This is a genomic window from Neobacillus sp. DHD-1R, from assembly GCF_057747995.1.
In genome coordinates this window covers 1613208-1630290 of the sequence record NZ_CM173232.1, presented here as the reverse complement: position 1 = coordinate 1630290, position 17083 = coordinate 1613208, and the positions used below count along the sequence as shown (strand labels likewise).

The window sequence follows — 17083 nt, the reverse complement described above, 5'->3', positions numbered from 1 at the left end:
TTGGCGCTTCCGCTTTTGTTTTAGATATGAAAGGATAAAAATCTTCGAGAATTGTCCAGCTCCAGGCCATACGCCGCTGACCAGGGCGCTTCTGCTTTTCTTATTCCAATACTTTTTTTTCAAAGCGATTAATATCTTGATCGTTGCCAATGACAATTAAAACATCATCGAGGGAAATCGTTTCTTTTGCTTGCGGAGATACAATGATTTCTTCTCCTCTTTTGATCGCAACAATATTCAAACCCCATTTTTTGCGAATATCCAAATCCATGATGGTATTTCCGCTAAGCCTTTTATTAGCAACGATTTCAACAATACTGTGTTCAGCAGACAGCTCAAGATAATCGAGAACATTACTTGAAGCCATATTATTGGCAATCCGCCTTCCCATATCTCTCTCTGGGTGAACGACATGATCCGCACCAATTTTCCGAAGCACTTTCTCATGGTAATCATTTTGCGCTTTTGCTGTTACACGGGCCACACCTAATTCCTTCAAAATCAAAGTGGTTAAGATACTAGCTTGTATATCTTCACCAATCGCAACAATCACATGATCGAAATTACGGATGCCTAAACTCTTCAAGACATTCTCGTCTGTTGTATCGCCGACAACTGCATGTGAAGCAATCATTGCATATTCATTAACCCGTTCTTCATTCATATCGATACCGAGGACTTCCATGCCTTCGTCCGTTAAAGTCCGGCAAATACTTCCACCAAACCGGCCAAGTCCAATTACCGCAAAACTCTTCTTCATAAAATAATTCCCCCGCATAAATCCATAGTCTTTGTTGGTTTAATTTTAGCACTCTTTTTTGCAATTTCATACAGGGTCACAGCACACTTAAACCCTTTCATTTCGATTCTTTCTCTTTTTATAGAATAGAAAAGCCAATAAAACTAATCCAGCTACTATGATTAATATTGGCAGGTTTCCAATTATAAAAACCACTAATCCTGACAGGGCGGATAATAGTAGATTGATACTTTTCATAAATTGCTGTTTGGTTTTTTCCCATGTATTTAGTTTGTCCTTATCAATATTTGGAACAACCACTTTATTCTCATAAAGGGTAATGGTTACAGTAGAAAAAGAGGTTTGGTTCTTTAAATACTTCATTCTTCCTTCGATCGTCTCTATTTCTTCTTGGAGAGCAGCCAAATCGGCAGAAATTTTTAGTAAATCCTCTGTTTTTGTTGCACTTTTCATAAATGCTAACAACCGTTCCTCTACAACCCTTTTTGATTTTAGTCTTGATTCAAGATCAACATATTCTTCGGTTACATCCTGCCCCGTAATATTCCTTTGCAGCACTTCCGCAGCTTGCCCCTCGGCATCATGAAGAAAGTCTTGAAAATACTTTTGAGGTATTCTAAATTTCAGTGTACCGCTAACCAGTTCATTATCCTCTTTAGTTATATTGGATTCAGCAATATATCCTCCTATATTTTCCGCTTTTTCCTCCAATCTTTGCACAGTTTGTTCAAATTTTTTAACACGAAGCTGTAAATCCGCATTATAGATTACCATCTGATTTGGGATTTCTAAAATCGTACTTTGGGTTTTCTCATTTTTAGCATCCTCAGCTGAGAATAAGGATTCTTCCTTCCGACTGCTAGGCTGCGAAGAATCGGTGACCATGTCTGCTTTGTCACTCATCTTGGCACTTTCGTCTTTGCTGCTGGAACTGCAGCCCGCTAAACTAATGAACAAAACCATGATAAAAATTGGAAATGCTCTTGTAAGATTAATCATTTAGTACACCCCATTCTCTCGATTAGTAAATGTCCTGAATCAACATCATCTATTACTAATACGGACGAGAGATTGAAAACAAGGTTACAGAGATATAAAATTTAATTATAAACTGCAATAAACTAAAAAAGCTGTTCATTGATGATAACGAACAGCTTTTTTATGGTTATTCAGTTTTTTCTAATTCGTCTAAAACACGGTTAACCCGCTTTTCGAGCATTTTCATCCCACTTCCACCCGCTTGGAAGTGGCGAAGCTTACCATCACGATCAAAAACATAGTAAGCAGGAACATATTGATTTTCAAAGATTTCCGTTAATTTATGCTCACTATCGACAAAGATTGGCTGTGTGATCCCATGTTCTGCGGCAACTTCCTTAATTTCATCCACGTTCAAATCATTTTCAGACCGTGGCATATGGACAGCAACTACATTTAGTTTATCCTTATAATTATCACGGAATTGATTTACTTGCGGCATTGCTTCCTTACATAGATGACAGCTAATCGACCAGAAATGAATCAAGGTTGGCTTTTCTCCAACTAGGTCTTCACTAGTAACTTGACCATTTAACCATTCTGTTGCCCCTGTTAACTCAGGCATTTGCTCACGTAATTTCATGGGTATCCTCCTATTTTAAAAAAGACCTAACGCTGGTAAAGGTTAGGTCCTATCTTTTGAAAATGAATGAAAACTAAATTATAAAGTAGCTTGTCCCGGCTTCCAGTTTGCAGGGCATAGACCACCAGTTTGTAATGCTTGAAGAACACGTAAAGTTTCATCCACATCACGGCCAATATTGTTATGGTTCACAACTGAATACATTAATTCACCTTCTGGGTTAATGATGAATAATCCACGAAGTGCGATCCCTTCTTCTTCAATTAAAATACCATAGTCACGAGTAACGACATGATTGTGGTCAGCTGCTAATGCATAGTTTAATTCGCCAATACCGTTTTGTTTGCGGTCTGTGTTAATCCATGCAAGGTGTGTATGAATGGTATCAGTAGAAGCTCCAATGACAACTGCATCAAGATCATCAAACTCTTCAAAGCGATCAGACATGGCAGTAATTTCAGTTGGGCATACAAATGTGAAATCCATTGGATAAAAGAACAATACTGTCCACTTATCATTTTTCATATTTTCTTCAAGACTAACTTTTCCAAATTCTTTGTTTGGCAATACTGCTTCCATTTCAAAGCGTGGCGCTTGTTTACCTACCATACGTTCTGGCATTTAAATCCCTCCAATAAAGTAGTTAAATTTAATTATGATAGCTATTCTTCTGCTACCCCTTTGACCTTCTCAGGTTAGGACAAAACTTTTAGAGATCATTTCAAATTATTATTACTAATAACCTAAATTTCCCCTTAGTCAGTTTTACCTTTTTCCGATGAGAATAAACGACAATATGTAACATTATTCCTTTTAATCTTAACATGTTTAACCAACAGAACAAAATAAAATGACTTGTTTTCTACGCTTTATGCTGATTACCTTTATAACTAATAAAACTTGTCATGACCTTTATAGCAACTTCAATTGCAGATTCGTCTGGATTTAATTTAGCATGATGCAAACCGAATGGTGATTCAACGCCAAGCCAAAACATGAGACCCGGAATTTCCTTAAGCATATAACCAAAGTCTTCTCCAGTCATTGCTTCCTTGCACTCCATTACCGTAACATCCGTGTTACTCTCGATAAAATTCATAAATTCCTTTGTAATGGACTCCGTATTGTATACTTGGTGATACATGGAACCATAGTCAATGACAGCTTCACATTCAAAACCAGTTTCAATCCCTTTTACAAGCGCTTCGATTCGGTGCTTCACCTTTTCCATTGCTGCTGGTGACAATGTTCGAATTGTTCCTTCAAGTCTTGCCGTTTCCGCGATAATATTTTGAACAGTTCCACCAGCTATTTTACCGATTGTGATGACTGCACTATCTAGAGGATCAACATTCCGTGAAATGATGGTTTGCAGCTGAGTGACGAGTGTACAGGCCGCGATAACCATATCATTCGTTTGATGTGGATAGGCTGCGTGTCCCCCTTTACCTTTTAGATCAATAAATAGCTCAGAAGTGTTAGCAAAAAGTAAACCTTCTTTTAAGGCAATGGTACCAACAGGATACTCCGGAGCAATATGGAGAGCAAAAATCAAATCCGGCATCCATTCCTGCATTTCTTCTGATTTTAACATTGGTTCTGCTCCGCCAGGACCCTCCTCAGCTGGTTGAAATATAAACAAGAGGTCGTCCTTAATTGGATTCTCAAGAAAATAGGTCAGCACCCCAAGGGCAATCGTCATATGAAAATCATGTCCGCAGGCGTGCATTGTCGCTTCATGTGTAGAGGAAAAAGGTAAACCTGTTTCTTCCCTAATAGGCAGACCATCTATGTCGGTTCTGTATCCAATTGTTTGGGTAGGATTTAAGCCATGAATTTTTACAAACAAGCCCGTTTTCCATTTTTTTATTGTGATCCGTTCTTGAGGCAATGAATTTATAACAGACAATAAATATGCCTGCGTTTTAAATTCTTGAAATCCAAGTTCTGGAATTTGATGAAGTTCACGGCGGACTTTAATTAATGAGTCCATGTTTATTCCCTCTCTTTCTCTATAAAAGAAGCGTGGAAAAGTTTCCACGCTTTTACATATCGAATTTATTATAACTGTCTAAGTTCTTGCATAATTTCTGTTTTTGACTTAGTTTTTTCATCTATATCTTTAATTTTCTTTGCTGGAGTCCCAGCTACGACTGTAAATGGAGGGACGTCCTTCGTTACCACTGCACCAGCAGCTACAACGGAACCTGTTCCTACCGTTACGCCTTCAAGAACGACAGCATTAGCACCAATAAGAACATCATCTTCAATAACGACAGGCTTTGCAGAAGGCGGTTCAATGACACCTGCTAAAACAGTTCCTGCTCCAATGTGACAATTTTTCCCGACGGTTGCTCTGCCACCTAGAACAACACCCATATCAATCATGGTTTTTTCACCAATAACAGCCCCAATATTAATAACCGCTCCCATCATAATCACGGCATTATCCCCAATTTCAACTTGGTCACGAATGATGACACCAGGTTCAATTCTTGCATTGATATGTTTGGTATCCAATAATGGAATCGCTGAATTACGACGATCATTTTCAACAACAAAATCTTCAATTTTAGCACTATTTGCCTCTAAAGCAGCATTGATTTCAGACCATTCACCAAAGACAATGCCTGTGCTTCCATTAATAAAGGCTTTTGAGTCACTTCCAAAGTCAATTCCTGCTAAGTCACCCTTCAAATAAACTTTTACAGGTGTAGATTTCTTACTATTTGCAATAAAAGCAATAATTTCATTAGCATCGATCATTTTCATAAATTTGCCCCCTATGGTTGAACTTAAACTGTAAATGGACGTTTGTCACATTTTCCATACAAAATACTTTAACAAACAAAAGCACTGAAAACAAGGAAAAACATCCTTACTGTTCAGAAGATTCTGCGATGTGCTCTTTAATTAATTCTACAAACGCATGAACCTGCTTCAATTGGAAGGCAGATTCATATCCTAATAGCCAAGTATCTCTTTTCAACGGTTCGTTATTTTCATCAACCAGTGGAATTTTGAAGATATTCCTTTCTGCTTTTGTTAATGTTATCGCCGGTAAAATAGCATAACCAATCCCATTAAAGGCCATCTGCTTGCACGTCTCAATTTGATCCACCACAACTGTTCTCTTTGGTGATGTTTTAAAATTACGCATCCACCAATCTTGAATTTCCTGATAATAATTAGAGTCACTTCTAAATTGAATAAAGGGACGTTCGGTCATTAATACTTGTTCCGGTCTCGTAAGTTCTCGATCGACAAGATAAAGGGGATCGTTAAAAAGATGAACTTTTACTCCTTTCCAATCTGGTGTTCCCCGAATAATTCCAATATGTACCTGATCATCGTACAAACATTTTAGTATTTCGCTGCTCCACCCTGTAACCAATGAAATTTTTACTTGTGGATATTTATCGATGAACTTTTTTAAAACTTGAGGCAGCCAGTTCTGACCCACGATAGATGCTACAGCAATTTTCAAAGTCCCAGAAATACCAGATTGGAGAGAATTTATCGTTTCACGAACCTTTTCTTGTTGCTTGAGGACATCATTCGCAAATTCGACTACATGTTCACCTGCTGGTGTCAGTGCTAGTCCTTTTTGTGAGCGAAGAAATAATTTAGTTCCCCATTCTTTTTCAATTGTTTGTAAGCGTTGAGAAAGAGCTGGCTGAGAAACAAACAGCCGCTCCGACGCTTTTCGCATATTCATTTCTTGTGCTAAAACAGATAATAACTGAAATTCTGATATGGAGGACAATGGCAAAACCTCTTTGTTCATTTTCTTTTCATTATAAAATGTTCAGTTTTTACTTTTCCAATCATAAAGCTTTTACATTTACATTTGGCCGTTATTCTTTTTCGGAATAAACCATATTAAAAGCAAACTTATGAATGCAAAGGCGAAGACGACATAATAAACAGTATGTAAGGAGGTCGTCAGCCCATCTTGTAAAATACTTCTTACAGAATCGGAAAGCTTATCGCGTTCCTCCGATTTCAAAAGGATATTCGTATCATTCACTGTTAAGGACTTGTCTTTTTCATTTAAAAACTGAACCAACCGGTTATTAAGAATACCGCCTAACAAGGCAGCCCCAATCGTATTGCCAAGATTTCTCATAAACATATTTGCTGCGGTAGCAATTCCTCTTTGCTGCCAGTCCACAGTGCTTTGAATCGAGACAATAAACGCGGTTGAAGTGAGACCCATCCCCACCCCTATTAAAAGGGAACCAGCCGCCGCCCAGAAAGGCCCAGATGAAGATGACATCGTCATGAAAACAACACTGCCTATAACTAAGAACAGCCCTCCAATAATTGAGGTTTTTCGATATCCAATTTTTATGAGCATTCGACCTGACAATGTGGATGCAATTGGCCAGCCAATGGACATTGCGGTTAATGTGAAGCCTGCTACTATCGGTGTTTGTTCCATTACTCCTTGAACAAATGTCGGCAAAAAACTCGATATGCCTATTAAGATAATTCCAGATGTAAGTGATGCTACATTAGCAATAAAGATTGGACGTTCCTTCCAAATTGAAAATGGCATGACTGGCTCAGAAGCTCGTCCTTCTTGAAGGACAAACGCAATCAATGCAAGTGCCGACACAATAATTAATGTTAGCGTCTGCCAACTTCCCCATGACCAGCGGCCGCTTCCTTCAACAAGTATAAACATAATTGTAGAGACTGTAATGGTTAAAAGAATCGCACCAAGATAGTCTATTTCATGTTTTTTCTTTTCAACATTTTCATTTAAGAACAGCCATAATCCAAGTAAGGAAAGAATCCCCAGGGGTAAATTAATCCAAAAAACATAATGCCAACTGACATATTGGACAAGTAAGCCGCCAACTGCAGGTCCTGTAATCGCTGATATTCCCCACACACTAGAAAGATAACCTTGTATTTTTGCCCGTTCTTCTGTGGTGTAAATATCTCCCACAATCGTTGTCGCTATTGGCGTAACCGCGCCCGCCCCAAAGCCTTGAATTAAGCGAAAGAGAATCAGTGTTTTCATAGATGTGGCAAAGCCGCAAAGAATCGAACCAATTAAAAAGATGATAATTCCAAGAGTAAGAATTGGCTTCCGGCCAAATAAATCTGAAAGTTTCCCGTAAATAAGGACGGTTACAGAATTCATTAAAAGATAGGCAGAGAATACCCAACTATAAAGTTTAAAACCACCCAAATCTGCGACAATCGCTGGCATCGCAGTAGAAACAATGGTCGCTTCAATTGCTCCCATAAACATTGCTAACATAACGGATGCTAATACCAGCGGTTTTTTAGTTGGTTTTCGTTGTTGGCCTTTCACAGACGTCTCTCTGTCTACGCTCATAAATACACCTCATATCCGTAAAAAATAGCTCCCATTTGGGAGCAGTATGGTTCAAACACTATTTTTTAAATCGTTTTACGATTTTATTCAAATGATTTAAAACCGTGCTTCTTGGTAAAATCCCTTCAAAAAATCCCTCACTATTTTCAATACAAATAAACGGATGGTTTACTAATAACTCTAAGCAATCATTAACCGATGCAGATATTCCTATTCGTGGAATTGAAATTTTCATAATTTCTTCCACCCGTTTGTTTTCAAGTTGTTCAAATTCAATCCGTTCAAGACCAAGAATGGAATCCATAATAATTGGTGTGCTTATTAAACCATGAAGCTTGTAATGTGGATCCAGTACAGGGATAGCGGTATATCCACTTTTGGTTAATACCAACAAGGCATGTTCAAGATTGTTTCCAATTTGCACATGTGCGACCCGTTCAGAAGGTATCATTAATTGTTTAATTGTTAATTCTATAAATTCCCCACTGGGAAGATTAATCATCGCCGAAAACTCCTCAATGTTTGTTTTTCTACAAATTTATTCTATCATAGTTTTCGGTACTCTGGGCTATTTAAGAAACGTTTCCAGCTAAAAATCTCTTTTATACAAATGCTAATTTTTGTCCAAAAAAAGAAACCCCTAGAGGTCTCTTATTGAATTAAATCAAAAATTTCAATTGTAATCATGTCAATATTATCAAATTGATATCTTTTTGGTTTTTCCTTCTCGTTATATACTTCTAATTCAAAGGTTTCTGTTTTTGGATGAAATGTTACCTGACACTTTCTTTCACCATTCACCTCAAAATACCGTTGTGCAGGTTCACCACTATTAGATTGTTCCTGCAGGTTTTTTAACCTAGTTAATATTCCTTGAAGCTGTGACATATGCTTCCTCCTTTCAAACACAAAACAAACTGTCTATAGTTATATTTATCATTTGGCATATGATCTATCCTGAGCGATTCTTTTCAAAATTTTACAGTAAGTTTTTATGCCAATATTAAAAGAATAAGATACTATACTCCATTTGTCCAAATAAAATTAAACGAAATGCTATTTTTTTATAAATAGATGGAAAAAATAGGCCTCTTGTATTTGAGACCTATTAGAAAAAAGTAATTTTAACAAAGAGAATAATAAACAGCAGTAATGCAAAAAAGATTCCATATGCTAAAAAAATGGGATTTCGTGTATAAACATTTCCTTGCACTGGTTTAGCAATTTTTGAATCCATATCCCCTTCAACTGTCTTTTGACTTTTTGCAGCAGACAATGTATACAGCAGGGATATTGCAAGAATAGCAACAATGGCAATCGCAAGCGTATCAACGAAAAGATTCATGAGCGCGTCTCCTTCTTATGAATGTTTACGATTAAAATGCCACTTGCTGTTTCATTCTATACAGGTTCATTCTACAGTAATTGGTCATGTTCAAATAGATATTGATTAGAAATATCGATAAATAAGTAATCATCGCCGTTAATAGGAAAGGAAAATGTCCGTATTGTTTCTCCGGTTTCAATATCACAATACAAATCGGATAACCGTCCCCTCTGTTCATGACGCATTTTAATGATATTTTCCAAAAAGTATGGGCGCCAGCTCCAATTTTTATTTAAATAAACGGACTGCACAATCCAGCCATTTTTATCTTTAAAGATATTGGCTGATTTTTGAAACCCATCCTCATCACAAACATACATTCGGAAGGCAATGTTGTCCAATTCCTTAATTAACGTTTGGAAAAGGGTTACATAACCTGACTTTTTATTTTTTATGACAATCTCTTGGACCGTTGTGTGAAAATATTCTTCTGTAGTAAATACAGCTTCTAACTTTCGCTTTTCATAAGCAATAAAGTCATGAAATTTTTCTTTTAAACGGTCCTTTAAAAAATCACGATTTATCAATTCAGCAGCAGGAGGTCCTAAATAATAACCTTGATAGTAGTGGCCGCCATTTTTCCAAGCAAATTGCAATTGATAACTCATTTCAATATTCTCGAACAAAAGGGTAGCCCCTATTTTTCTTGCTAAAAGCGACAAAGTAAACAAAACATCATTAAAATACATACCCGTTGATGTTGATTTTAGGGCCTGCAGATTTATTTTTATAATATCCGGTTCGAGCTGACCAATGCGATCAAAATGGTAACTCTCACTTCCAATACTTGCAATCGCGATTTTTAATCCATAAGTCCGATAGTATTGCAACAGATGATCAAATTGATCTAAATCACCCTGATAATTCCGATCGGAAATTTCAAGAACAACTCGATTTAAATTTAATCCTTTTTTTTCCAACTCAAGAAGTTCCTGCAAAAACGGCTCTCCATGTCCATACATTAACAATTCTGCATTCCGATTAAAGAAGACCAGGATATCTTCGTCAAGCTCTAATACTTTTTCAAGTGCCTTTTTTACGATTAAGACATCTACTTCATACTTATATTCATCAGGAATTTGATCATCATGAAAAAAAGGCCCTAAGCTGATGACATTCCCTTCTGATTGAAATCGTCCCAATACTTCATAGGCAATAACTACTTGCTCGTCGGCACTAAAAATCGGTTGAAAATACGGAAAAACATTTTCAAGATCCGATAGAATTTCCAATGCATCCATCCAAGTTCCTCCAAAATTTTTTCTTATTATACCATACGCTTCCGGTTCGCTTCTCGTTCTTTTCCCAAAAGAATACCATTATAGCAGCAATGATACAATCATATCCTATAAACAAGCTCTCTTTTAAGGAGGTTTGTTTTTTGAAAATACTTTGCGCTTTAGCAGCATTACTGCCAATGTTAGGATGCAACCACTATAATGATGATACAAATAAGAGTACAAATCAAATTAATCAACAGATCACATCAACAAGTACTGAGAACGCTCCAAATCAACGTATCACCTTAAAAAATACAAAAGATAAATCCTATACCCTTAATGAGCTAAATAAACAAGTGCTTCCCATTGAGAATACAGATACAGACCAATCCGTAAATACAACGGCAAAAAAGAATTCCGTAATGCTTAATGTCATTCTGATTAAACAAAACCCTGAGCTAAAATATGGGTGTGAAGTGACAAGTCTTGCAATGGTATTACATTATGCTGGTGTAAAAACAAGCAAAATGAATCTATATCAGTCCATTCAAAAAGATCCAGACCCGCTTATTAGGTCATCAAGAGGAGATATTTTACGATGGGGAAACCCTGCAGATGGATTCGTAGGAGATATGACAGGAAGACGTGCAGGTTATGCCGTTTTTGATAAACCGATGATTGCATTAATTAATCAAAAACTTCCCGGAAGAGCTGTAAACTTAACCAATCAGCCTTTCGACCGGGTATTAGAGCATATTTCAAAAGGTTATCCAGTGGTGGTTTGGACAACTGGTGATTACCGTTTACCTGATCGATGGGAAGGATGGTATCACGGTAAACAGTATATCAAAACTCCCCTTGATTTACACGCGGTCGTCCTCGTTGGTTATGACGTTCATCATGTATATTTAAACGATCCGCTTTCAGGAAGAAAACAAGTAAAGGTAAGAAAAGACCAATTTGTATCGTCCTGGAAAGCCTTGCAAAGCCGAGCCGTTAGTTATAAGTAAAAGCAGTCATTCGACTGCTTTTTTAGCATTTTTTTTATTTTTTTGAATAAACACTTACAAATAACCTTTTTAGTTGCATTATTGGAAGTTTTTAAAGAAAATACAAATGGGCTTTTTTATTTAGCAAATGATGATTAAAGATGGGTTGGTAGAAAAATGGCTTATACGTCTAAACAATCGCGGAGGACATTTCTAAAAAGAATATCGGGTTCATTACTAACCGTTATTGGATTGAGTTCAGGGGGCTATTTCTACGCCAATCGAATTGAGCCTTCCTTGCTTGATATTCAAGAACAACCAATAAAGCATAATCTTATCCCCAAGAGCTTCGCAGGAATAAAAATCGTTCAATTTAGTGATACTCACCTAGGTTTTCAATACAATCTAAGGCAATTTAAAAAATTAGTTTCCAAAATCAATGACCTTCACCCAGACATTATTTTATTTACTGGAGATTTAATGGATGAACCAAATAAATATTCGGACTTGAATAAATTAGTACCCATTTTAGAAAATCTACATGCCCCACTTGGAAAATATTGCGTCTATGGAAATCATGACCATGGTGGCTACGGATCTGAAATTTATCGTAATATCATGGAAACCACCAATTTTAAGGTCCTATTAAATCAATCCATTCCTATCCATTTACAGGATGGCAGCAGCATCTACCTGCTGGGTATTGATGATGCAATGTTAGGAAACCCAGATTTACCGTTAGCCTTGAAGAATGTACCCAGGAACTGTTTTACATTACTATTATCCCACGCCCCGGACCTGGCTGATTCAGCATCACAGTATCAAATCCAATGGCAGCTCAGCGGGCACAGCCATGGCGGTCAAATAAAAATTCCCTTTTTAGGCCCACTTGTGATGCCTCCCTTTGCCCAAAAGTATCCTGAAGGTCTTTATAGCATAAACGACAAGTTAACCCTATATGTTAACAGAGGAATAGGAACAACCCGATTGCCGTTCCGGTTTATGGCCAAGCCAGAATTAACTATTTTTACGTTAAATCCAATAATAGATAAGTAATAAATTATTTTAAAAAATAGTCCCTTATTTCTATTTTGATAAAAAAAAGGTATAATGTAGTTGCTTTAAAAGAATGAAAGGAGAACACAATTTGAAGTACGATCAGAAACATCCCCTAACCAATATAAGTTTAACCATTGAAAACCTCGCACAAGCAGTCTTTATTGTGAATCGCCATGCAAAAACCGCTCCAAACCCCAAACTATTGTACAAACTGAAACAAGAGTCACTAAAAAAATTGATTGAAGAAGGGAAAGCAAGGAAGGTTGGTCTTCATTTTTCTGATCACCCACGAAATAGCCAGCAACAGTCTGATGTACTTGTCGAATGCGGAAGATACACCTTTCATATTCCTCCAACTAAATCAGATTTTCATGATCTCCCTCATCTTGGAAAATTAGATGCAAGTGTAAGAAATCCAAAGGCTGCACTCTCGCTAAACGCTGCCAAAGCATTATTACAGACCTACACAGGGATCTCTGAACTAGAGAATGCACCTTTTAATCCTCGAAAAAAGCAACAAACATACCAAAAACCAATTTTCAAAAAGTTAGGCGAACGATATAATTAAACAAAAAAGTGGATATCCCAATACAAAAAGTCAAGACCCCCAAAACAAAATAAGCAGCTATCAATGTCGAATTTACAATTATCTATTTTGGTTTAAGCGAAGGACTGACTGTTTTGGGACAGACACTTTTTTTCTTGGACTCGTTTGTCTAATTTTTGCAACAACTTCTTGAGCATTTTGTGAACACCAGCGTTGAATGATAGACTCTTTTATCAATCACCATTACAATACAAACGTAAGGATTACTTAAGTATCAATACGCAGCCATAAACTTTAAAAGAGGTGCTATAGCATGAAAGGAACCGCCATTCTTTTTCAGGAGCAAAGAATTACGTTTATTGAAGGTGTCGATCATTCCCTTTATGAAAATATCAAAGAGCAATGTGGATGTGAAAATTGCAGCTGCAAGCTTAATGATAAAATAGTGGAATTTGATTCTGTATCACCAGTTTTCTGGCACGAGGATGAAATTGATTGGGATTATGGATATTAATAATACGCTTTAATTTGCTATATACTCCCCACCCCCTAAAAAGACGGTCTTGAGCAAAGCTCAAGCCGTTTTTTTATTACACAATAATATAAATCGTCGATAGTAGCATCGATTGCCTCAAATAGTCTATAATCATAATATTCTATCGTTATAGAATCCAATGCTGGAAGGATGTGCACTATTGGAACATTTACTTAATGAACGCGTTAAAAATATTGAAATCTCCGGAATAAGGAAATTTTCAAATATGGTCGCCCACATTGATGATCTGATTTCTTTTACGATTGGGCAGCCAGATTTCCCAACCCCTGAACATGTAAAAGCTGCAGGCATTGCAGCAATCAAAGATGACTTTACTTCCTATACTCATAACGCAGGCACACTGGAATTAAGGCAAGCAGCGTCTAATTTTGTTAAAAAGAAATACGAGCTAAACTATAAACCCGACTCTGAAGTGATTGTAACAATGGGTGCAAGTGAAGCGATTGACATTGCTTTTAGGACGATTTTAAGTGAAGGAGCAGAGGTCATTTTACCTGGCCCTATATATCCTGGTTATGAACCAATTATTCGAATGATGGGTGCAGTACCTGTCCATGTCGACATTCGAAATAACCATTTCCGCTTTACATTAGACATGATTAAACCGTTTATAACAGACAAAACACGCTGTCTTGTTCTTCCCTACCCATCGAATCCGACAGGAGTAAGCCTCTCCGAAGAGGAACTGGGGGAAATAGCGGGTTATTTAAAGGACAAGGATATTTTTATATTGGCGGATGAGATTTACAGCGAACTAACGTTCGACAAAAAACATAGGTCGATTGCGAACTTCTTAAAAGAGAAAACCATTGTGATAAACGGGCTATCTAAATCCCACTCTATGACAGGCTGGAGAATTGGCTTCTTATTCGCTCCAGAAAACATTACAAAACATATCTTAAAGGTACACCAATATAATGTTTCATGTGCAAACTCCATTGCCCAAAAGGCCGCTCTTGAAGCTTTAACAGTTGGGATTGATGACGCAATTGCCATGAAAATGGAATATGCGAAAAGAAGAGAATATGTATATCAGCGTCTAATCACAATGGGCCTAGATGTCGTTAAGCCAGATGGGGCCTTTTATTTCTTTATAAAAATCCCTGATACAATGGCCTTAAATAGCTTTGAGTTTGCCCAAAAGCTTGTGGAAGAAACCAAAGTGGCCGTTGTTCCAGGCAGTGCATTTTCTGAGTATGGAGAGGGCTACTTCCGGTTATCATTCGCCTGCTCAATGGAAAAATTGCAGCTCGGCTTAGAACGAATGGAAACCTTTTTCATCAAAAGTTAGAAAAGCGGAAGCTCCCTGGTCAGCGGCGTATGGCCTGGAGCGCTCCAACTGAGATAAAGGAAACACGAAGAGCCGGAGGCGACTCGATGTTGACTTATCGTAGGGCGGTGAGCGAAGGACATTAGCCGCTAGGGCGCTGGAGCTGGACAATTCTCAAAGCCAAAATCTATGCATTCTTATCTTTTTAAGAAGGATGTCCTAACCAAAAAAGGGTCTGAAACCACCACCTCAATGTGGGGTCAGACCCTTTTAGGAAATCCTCTTTATTTTTGATTATTGTCCATTATATTTTCCGTTATTCTTAGGTGCTTTTTCTTTTTTAGCTTTGTCTTTATGGATTTTGTTGGTAGCTGCGGAACCCATTTCATGGGCAAATTCTTCATTTAAAACAGCAGAATCAAACCCTTTTTTGTTTTTCTGCTGAGGGTCGTTCTTTTTTGTCCGTTTGGCCATTATCATTCCTCCTAACAAGATTTTCTTTCATAGTTTCTAAAAGTCAGGAAGAATTTATTCTTACCAGTTTGTGGCCAAAAAGGAGGCTAGTTTTTCCAATATTTATAAAGTGCCTGAGTGCCGCTATTCTCCTCGCCCATTTCAGCTAATTGATCATATAAGGACTTTGCTAACGTCAATCCAGGTACTGGCATATCCATCCTTTCAGCTTCGTCTATGGCAATTTTCATATCCTTAATAAAATGTTTTATGTAGAAGCCTGGTTCAAAATCCCCTTTTAACATTCTTGGGACAAGATTAGAAAGAGACCAGCTGCCAGCTGCTCCAGCGGTAATATTTTTTAAAACATTTTCCGGATTTAATCCTGCCTTTTGGGCATAAATAATCGCTTCACAAACACCAATCATATTTGAAGCAATGGCAATTTGATTACTCATTTTGGTATGCTGTCCTGCACCAGCCTTGCCTTGATAAACAATATTGGTTCCAAGGTATTCTAAGAGTGGGCGAACTGCCTCAAATGCTTCCTTTTCGCCGCCAACCATTATCGAAAGTTTAGCTTCCTTAGCACCTACATCTCCACCTGAAACGGGAGCGTCGATTGCCTGAAGCCCCTTCTTCTTTGCCTCATCATAGATTTTTACAGCAAGCGAAGGTGAAGAAGTTGTCATATCAATGAAATAGCTGCCAGGTTTACCGTGTTGCAGCAAACCATTTTCACCTAAAAACACTTCCTCCACATCTGTAGGGTAGCCGACCATTGTAAAAATAACATTGGCCTGCTCAGCTACGTCTTTTGGTGTTTCCGCCCATATTGCCCCGCTTTCCAATAAGTCATTTGCTCTTGCTTTTGTTCTTGAGTAGACAACTAAAGAGAAGCCTGCCTTTAAAAAATGCGCTGCCATGCTTTTACCCATAACACCTGTACCAATAAAACCTATTGTTGTATTTTCTGGAGTTAGCAAGTAAATCCTTCCTCTCAATGCTTTTTCTTTATTTTAACACTCCAATTTATTTTTTGGTAATAAGAAAAGCGCAAGCGCCCTGGTCAGCGGCGTATGGCCTGGAGCGCTCCAACTGAGATAAAGGAAACACGAAGAGCCGGAGGCGATTCGATGTTGACTTATCGTAGGGCGGAGAGCGAAGGACACTAGCCGCTAGGGCGCTGGAGCTGGACAATTCTCGAAGCCAAAATTAATAAATTCTTATAAATTTAAAAAGACCGGAACGTCCAGTCGTCCGGTCTTTTTGCTCCATCTCCAAATTTTATGCACATATTAATGTTTTCCCATAACCATCTGAATTAAACAAGTTCTATAATTCGGATGAGAAATTTGTTAGAAATGCACGTCCAAATACTTCTTTGTCGTTAAAAACCTCGATTGAAACCGCTTGATTCTGCTCAATCATATTCCTAAGCTCTTGGATATGTAAATCAATTTTTAATGGCAAGGGATCCATAAAAATATATTTTTCACGTTTCCCTTTAACTTCTAAATAATCGCCATTTAGAACTTGATCCTCTCCATAGACTATTTCCCTTTTGCCAATGGCTGCAGCTAATTTATCATCGTGGATGGTTACTTTTACTTTGTATAATTGGTGTCCTTCAAGTATTTCGTTATTTATACGAAACCTAAATTGGAGTTCATTATTTTTAGTGAGTAATGCATCGGCATATCGATTTACAATTAACTCGTTTGAAAATAAATATCCACATCCACTTAAATTGGTTAAACAGAATATCCCAAGAACAAGGAAAATTTTCATTCGCAAATTTCTGTGCATTCATAACACTCCCTCATCTTTTACCATAGCCAAAATCCAGTGGCAATAAACGTTAAGAA

General features: G+C 37.5%; 20 protein-coding genes. 5 read left to right on the top strand and 15 right to left on the bottom strand.

Annotation, left to right across the window (positions count from 1 at the left end; genetic code table 11):
• Positions 1–100: 100 nt before the first annotated feature.
• The 12 genes from AC3ANL_RS07790 to AC3ANL_RS07735 all read right to left on the bottom strand — a co-directional run bounded on the left by AC3ANL_RS07790 (position 101) and on the right by AC3ANL_RS07735 (position 10362).
• Positions 101–760: a potassium channel family protein gene (locus AC3ANL_RS07790; protein WP_488328660.1), complete on the bottom strand. Its 660-nt coding sequence runs from the start codon at positions 758–760 to the stop codon at positions 101–103.
• Between the two features lie 87 nt (positions 761–847).
• Positions 848–1759: a DUF4349 domain-containing protein gene (locus AC3ANL_RS07785; RefSeq protein WP_488328659.1), complete on the bottom strand. Its 912-nt coding sequence runs from the start codon at positions 1757–1759 to the stop codon at positions 848–850.
• 166 nt (positions 1760–1925) lie between these two features.
• Positions 1926–2381, bottom strand: coding sequence for a TlpA disulfide reductase family protein (locus AC3ANL_RS07780; protein ID WP_488328658.1), 456 nt, complete (start codon positions 2379–2381; stop codon positions 1926–1928).
• Positions 2382–2459: 78 nt separating this feature from the next.
• Positions 2460–3002, bottom strand: a complete 543-nt coding sequence (locus tag AC3ANL_RS07775; RefSeq protein WP_488328657.1) for a peroxiredoxin — start codon at positions 3000–3002, stop codon at positions 2460–2462.
• A gap of 241 nt (positions 3003–3243) precedes the next feature.
• Entirely contained in the window at positions 3244–4374 is a 1131-nt protein-coding gene (locus AC3ANL_RS07770) for an N-acetyldiaminopimelate deacetylase (protein WP_488328656.1), read from the bottom strand.
• Between the two features lie 68 nt (positions 4375–4442).
• A complete protein-coding gene (gene dapD / locus AC3ANL_RS07765) occupies positions 4443–5153 on the bottom strand; it encodes a 2,3,4,5-tetrahydropyridine-2,6-dicarboxylate N-acetyltransferase (RefSeq protein WP_488328655.1) in 711 nt (236 codons plus the stop codon).
• Positions 5154–5259: 106 nt separating this feature from the next.
• Positions 5260–6147, bottom strand: coding sequence for a transcriptional regulator CcpC (ccpC, locus tag AC3ANL_RS07760; protein ID WP_488328654.1), 888 nt, complete (start codon positions 6145–6147; stop codon positions 5260–5262).
• A gap of 78 nt (positions 6148–6225) precedes the next feature.
• Positions 6226–7734, bottom strand: a complete 1509-nt coding sequence (locus AC3ANL_RS07755; protein ID WP_488328653.1) for an MDR family MFS transporter — start codon at positions 7732–7734, stop codon at positions 6226–6228.
• A gap of 58 nt (positions 7735–7792) precedes the next feature.
• Positions 7793–8236, bottom strand: coding sequence for a cyclic-di-AMP-binding protein CbpB (gene cbpB / locus AC3ANL_RS07750; RefSeq protein WP_488328652.1), 444 nt, complete (start codon positions 8234–8236; stop codon positions 7793–7795).
• A gap of 149 nt (positions 8237–8385) precedes the next feature.
• Positions 8386–8622, bottom strand: coding sequence for a YkuJ family protein (locus AC3ANL_RS07745; RefSeq protein ID WP_283922466.1), 237 nt, complete (start codon positions 8620–8622; stop codon positions 8386–8388).
• A 220-nt stretch (positions 8623–8842) separates the two neighbouring features.
• The gene (locus AC3ANL_RS07740; protein ID WP_488328651.1) at positions 8843–9079 is read right to left on the bottom strand and encodes a hypothetical protein; all 237 of its coding nucleotides are present in this window, start codon (positions 9077–9079) and stop codon (positions 8843–8845) included.
• A gap of 71 nt (positions 9080–9150) precedes the next feature.
• Entirely contained in the window at positions 9151–10362 is a 1212-nt protein-coding gene (locus AC3ANL_RS07735) for an EAL domain-containing protein (RefSeq protein ID WP_488328650.1), read from the bottom strand.
• Between the two features lie 140 nt (positions 10363–10502).
• On the opposite strand from AC3ANL_RS07735, the gene AC3ANL_RS07730 reads away from it, so the two are divergent.
• From AC3ANL_RS07730 to AC3ANL_RS07710, 5 genes are all read left to right on the top strand, one after another.
• Complete coding sequence (locus tag AC3ANL_RS07730) at positions 10503–11351, top strand: C39 family peptidase (RefSeq protein WP_488328649.1); 849 nt, start codon at positions 10503–10505, stop codon at positions 11349–11351.
• Positions 11352–11507: 156 nt separating this feature from the next.
• Positions 11508–12386: a metallophosphoesterase gene (locus AC3ANL_RS07725; RefSeq protein WP_488328648.1), complete on the top strand. Its 879-nt coding sequence runs from the start codon at positions 11508–11510 to the stop codon at positions 12384–12386.
• Between the two features lie 73 nt (positions 12387–12459).
• Positions 12460–12957, top strand: a complete 498-nt coding sequence (locus tag AC3ANL_RS07720; RefSeq protein ID WP_488328647.1) for a YkyB family protein — start codon at positions 12460–12462, stop codon at positions 12955–12957.
• A gap of 292 nt (positions 12958–13249) precedes the next feature.
• Positions 13250–13450 carry a hypothetical protein gene (locus AC3ANL_RS07715; RefSeq protein WP_488328646.1) on the top strand — a complete coding sequence of 67 codons (201 nt, stop codon included), beginning with the start codon at positions 13250–13252 and terminating at the stop codon, positions 13448–13450.
• 181 nt (positions 13451–13631) lie between these two features.
• Complete coding sequence (locus tag AC3ANL_RS07710; protein WP_488328645.1) at positions 13632–14783, top strand: aminotransferase A; 1152 nt, start codon at positions 13632–13634, stop codon at positions 14781–14783.
• Positions 14784–15056: 273 nt separating this feature from the next.
• On the opposite strand, the gene AC3ANL_RS07705 is transcribed toward AC3ANL_RS07710, so the two are convergent.
• The 3 genes from AC3ANL_RS07705 to AC3ANL_RS07695 all read right to left on the bottom strand — a co-directional run bounded on the left by AC3ANL_RS07705 (position 15057) and on the right by AC3ANL_RS07695 (position 17024).
• The gene (locus AC3ANL_RS07705) at positions 15057–15236 is read right to left on the bottom strand and encodes a hypothetical protein (protein WP_488328644.1); all 180 of its coding nucleotides are present in this window, start codon (positions 15234–15236) and stop codon (positions 15057–15059) included.
• An 86-nt stretch (positions 15237–15322) separates the two neighbouring features.
• Complete coding sequence (locus tag AC3ANL_RS07700; RefSeq protein ID WP_488328643.1) at positions 15323–16201, bottom strand: NAD(P)-dependent oxidoreductase; 879 nt, start codon at positions 16199–16201, stop codon at positions 15323–15325.
• 349 nt (positions 16202–16550) lie between these two features.
• Positions 16551–17024 carry a hypothetical protein gene (locus tag AC3ANL_RS07695; RefSeq protein ID WP_488328642.1) on the bottom strand — a complete coding sequence of 158 codons (474 nt, stop codon included), beginning with the start codon at positions 17022–17024 and terminating at the stop codon, positions 16551–16553.
• Positions 17025–17083 lie beyond the last annotated feature (59 nt).

Excerpts from the sequence above, each read along its gene's own strand:
- AC3ANL_RS07715 (WP_488328646.1), top strand. The coding sequence starts at position 13,250 with ATGAAAGGAACCGCCATTCTTTTTCAGGAGCAAAGAATTACGTTTATT.
- AC3ANL_RS07735 (WP_488328650.1), bottom strand. The coding sequence starts at position 10,362 with ATGGATGCATTGGAAATTCTATCGGATCTTGAAAATGTTTTTCCGTAT.
- AC3ANL_RS07780 (WP_488328658.1), bottom strand. The coding sequence starts at position 2,381 with ATGAAATTACGTGAGCAAATGCCTGAGTTAACAGGGGCAACAGAATGG.
- cbpB (WP_488328652.1), bottom strand. The coding sequence starts at position 8,236 with ATGATTAATCTTCCCAGTGGGGAATTTATAGAATTAACAATTAAACAA.
- AC3ANL_RS07785 (WP_488328659.1), bottom strand. The coding sequence starts at position 1,759 with ATGATTAATCTTACAAGAGCATTTCCAATTTTTATCATGGTTTTGTTC.
- AC3ANL_RS07705 (WP_488328644.1), bottom strand. The coding sequence starts at position 15,236 with ATGGCCAAACGGACAAAAAAGAACGACCCTCAGCAGAAAAACAAAAAA.
- AC3ANL_RS07725 (WP_488328648.1), top strand. The coding sequence starts at position 11,508 with ATGGCTTATACGTCTAAACAATCGCGGAGGACATTTCTAAAAAGAATA.
- AC3ANL_RS07770 (WP_488328656.1), bottom strand. The coding sequence starts at position 4,374 with ATGGACTCATTAATTAAAGTCCGCCGTGAACTTCATCAAATTCCAGAA.
- AC3ANL_RS07695 (WP_488328642.1), bottom strand. The coding sequence starts at position 17,024 with ATGCACAGAAATTTGCGAATGAAAATTTTCCTTGTTCTTGGGATATTC.
- AC3ANL_RS07745 (WP_283922466.1), bottom strand. The coding sequence starts at position 8,622 with ATGTCACAGCTTCAAGGAATATTAACTAGGTTAAAAAACCTGCAGGAA.
- AC3ANL_RS07740 (WP_488328651.1), bottom strand. The coding sequence starts at position 9,079 with ATGAATCTTTTCGTTGATACGCTTGCGATTGCCATTGTTGCTATTCTT.
- dapD (WP_488328655.1), bottom strand. The coding sequence starts at position 5,153 with ATGAAAATGATCGATGCTAATGAAATTATTGCTTTTATTGCAAATAGT.
- AC3ANL_RS07775 (WP_488328657.1), bottom strand. The coding sequence starts at position 3,002 with ATGCCAGAACGTATGGTAGGTAAACAAGCGCCACGCTTTGAAATGGAA.
- AC3ANL_RS07790 (WP_488328660.1), bottom strand. The coding sequence starts at position 760 with ATGAAGAAGAGTTTTGCGGTAATTGGACTTGGCCGGTTTGGTGGAAGT.
- AC3ANL_RS07755 (WP_488328653.1), bottom strand. The coding sequence starts at position 7,734 with ATGAGCGTAGACAGAGAGACGTCTGTGAAAGGCCAACAACGAAAACCA.
- AC3ANL_RS07720 (WP_488328647.1), top strand. The coding sequence starts at position 12,460 with ATGAAAGGAGAACACAATTTGAAGTACGATCAGAAACATCCCCTAACC.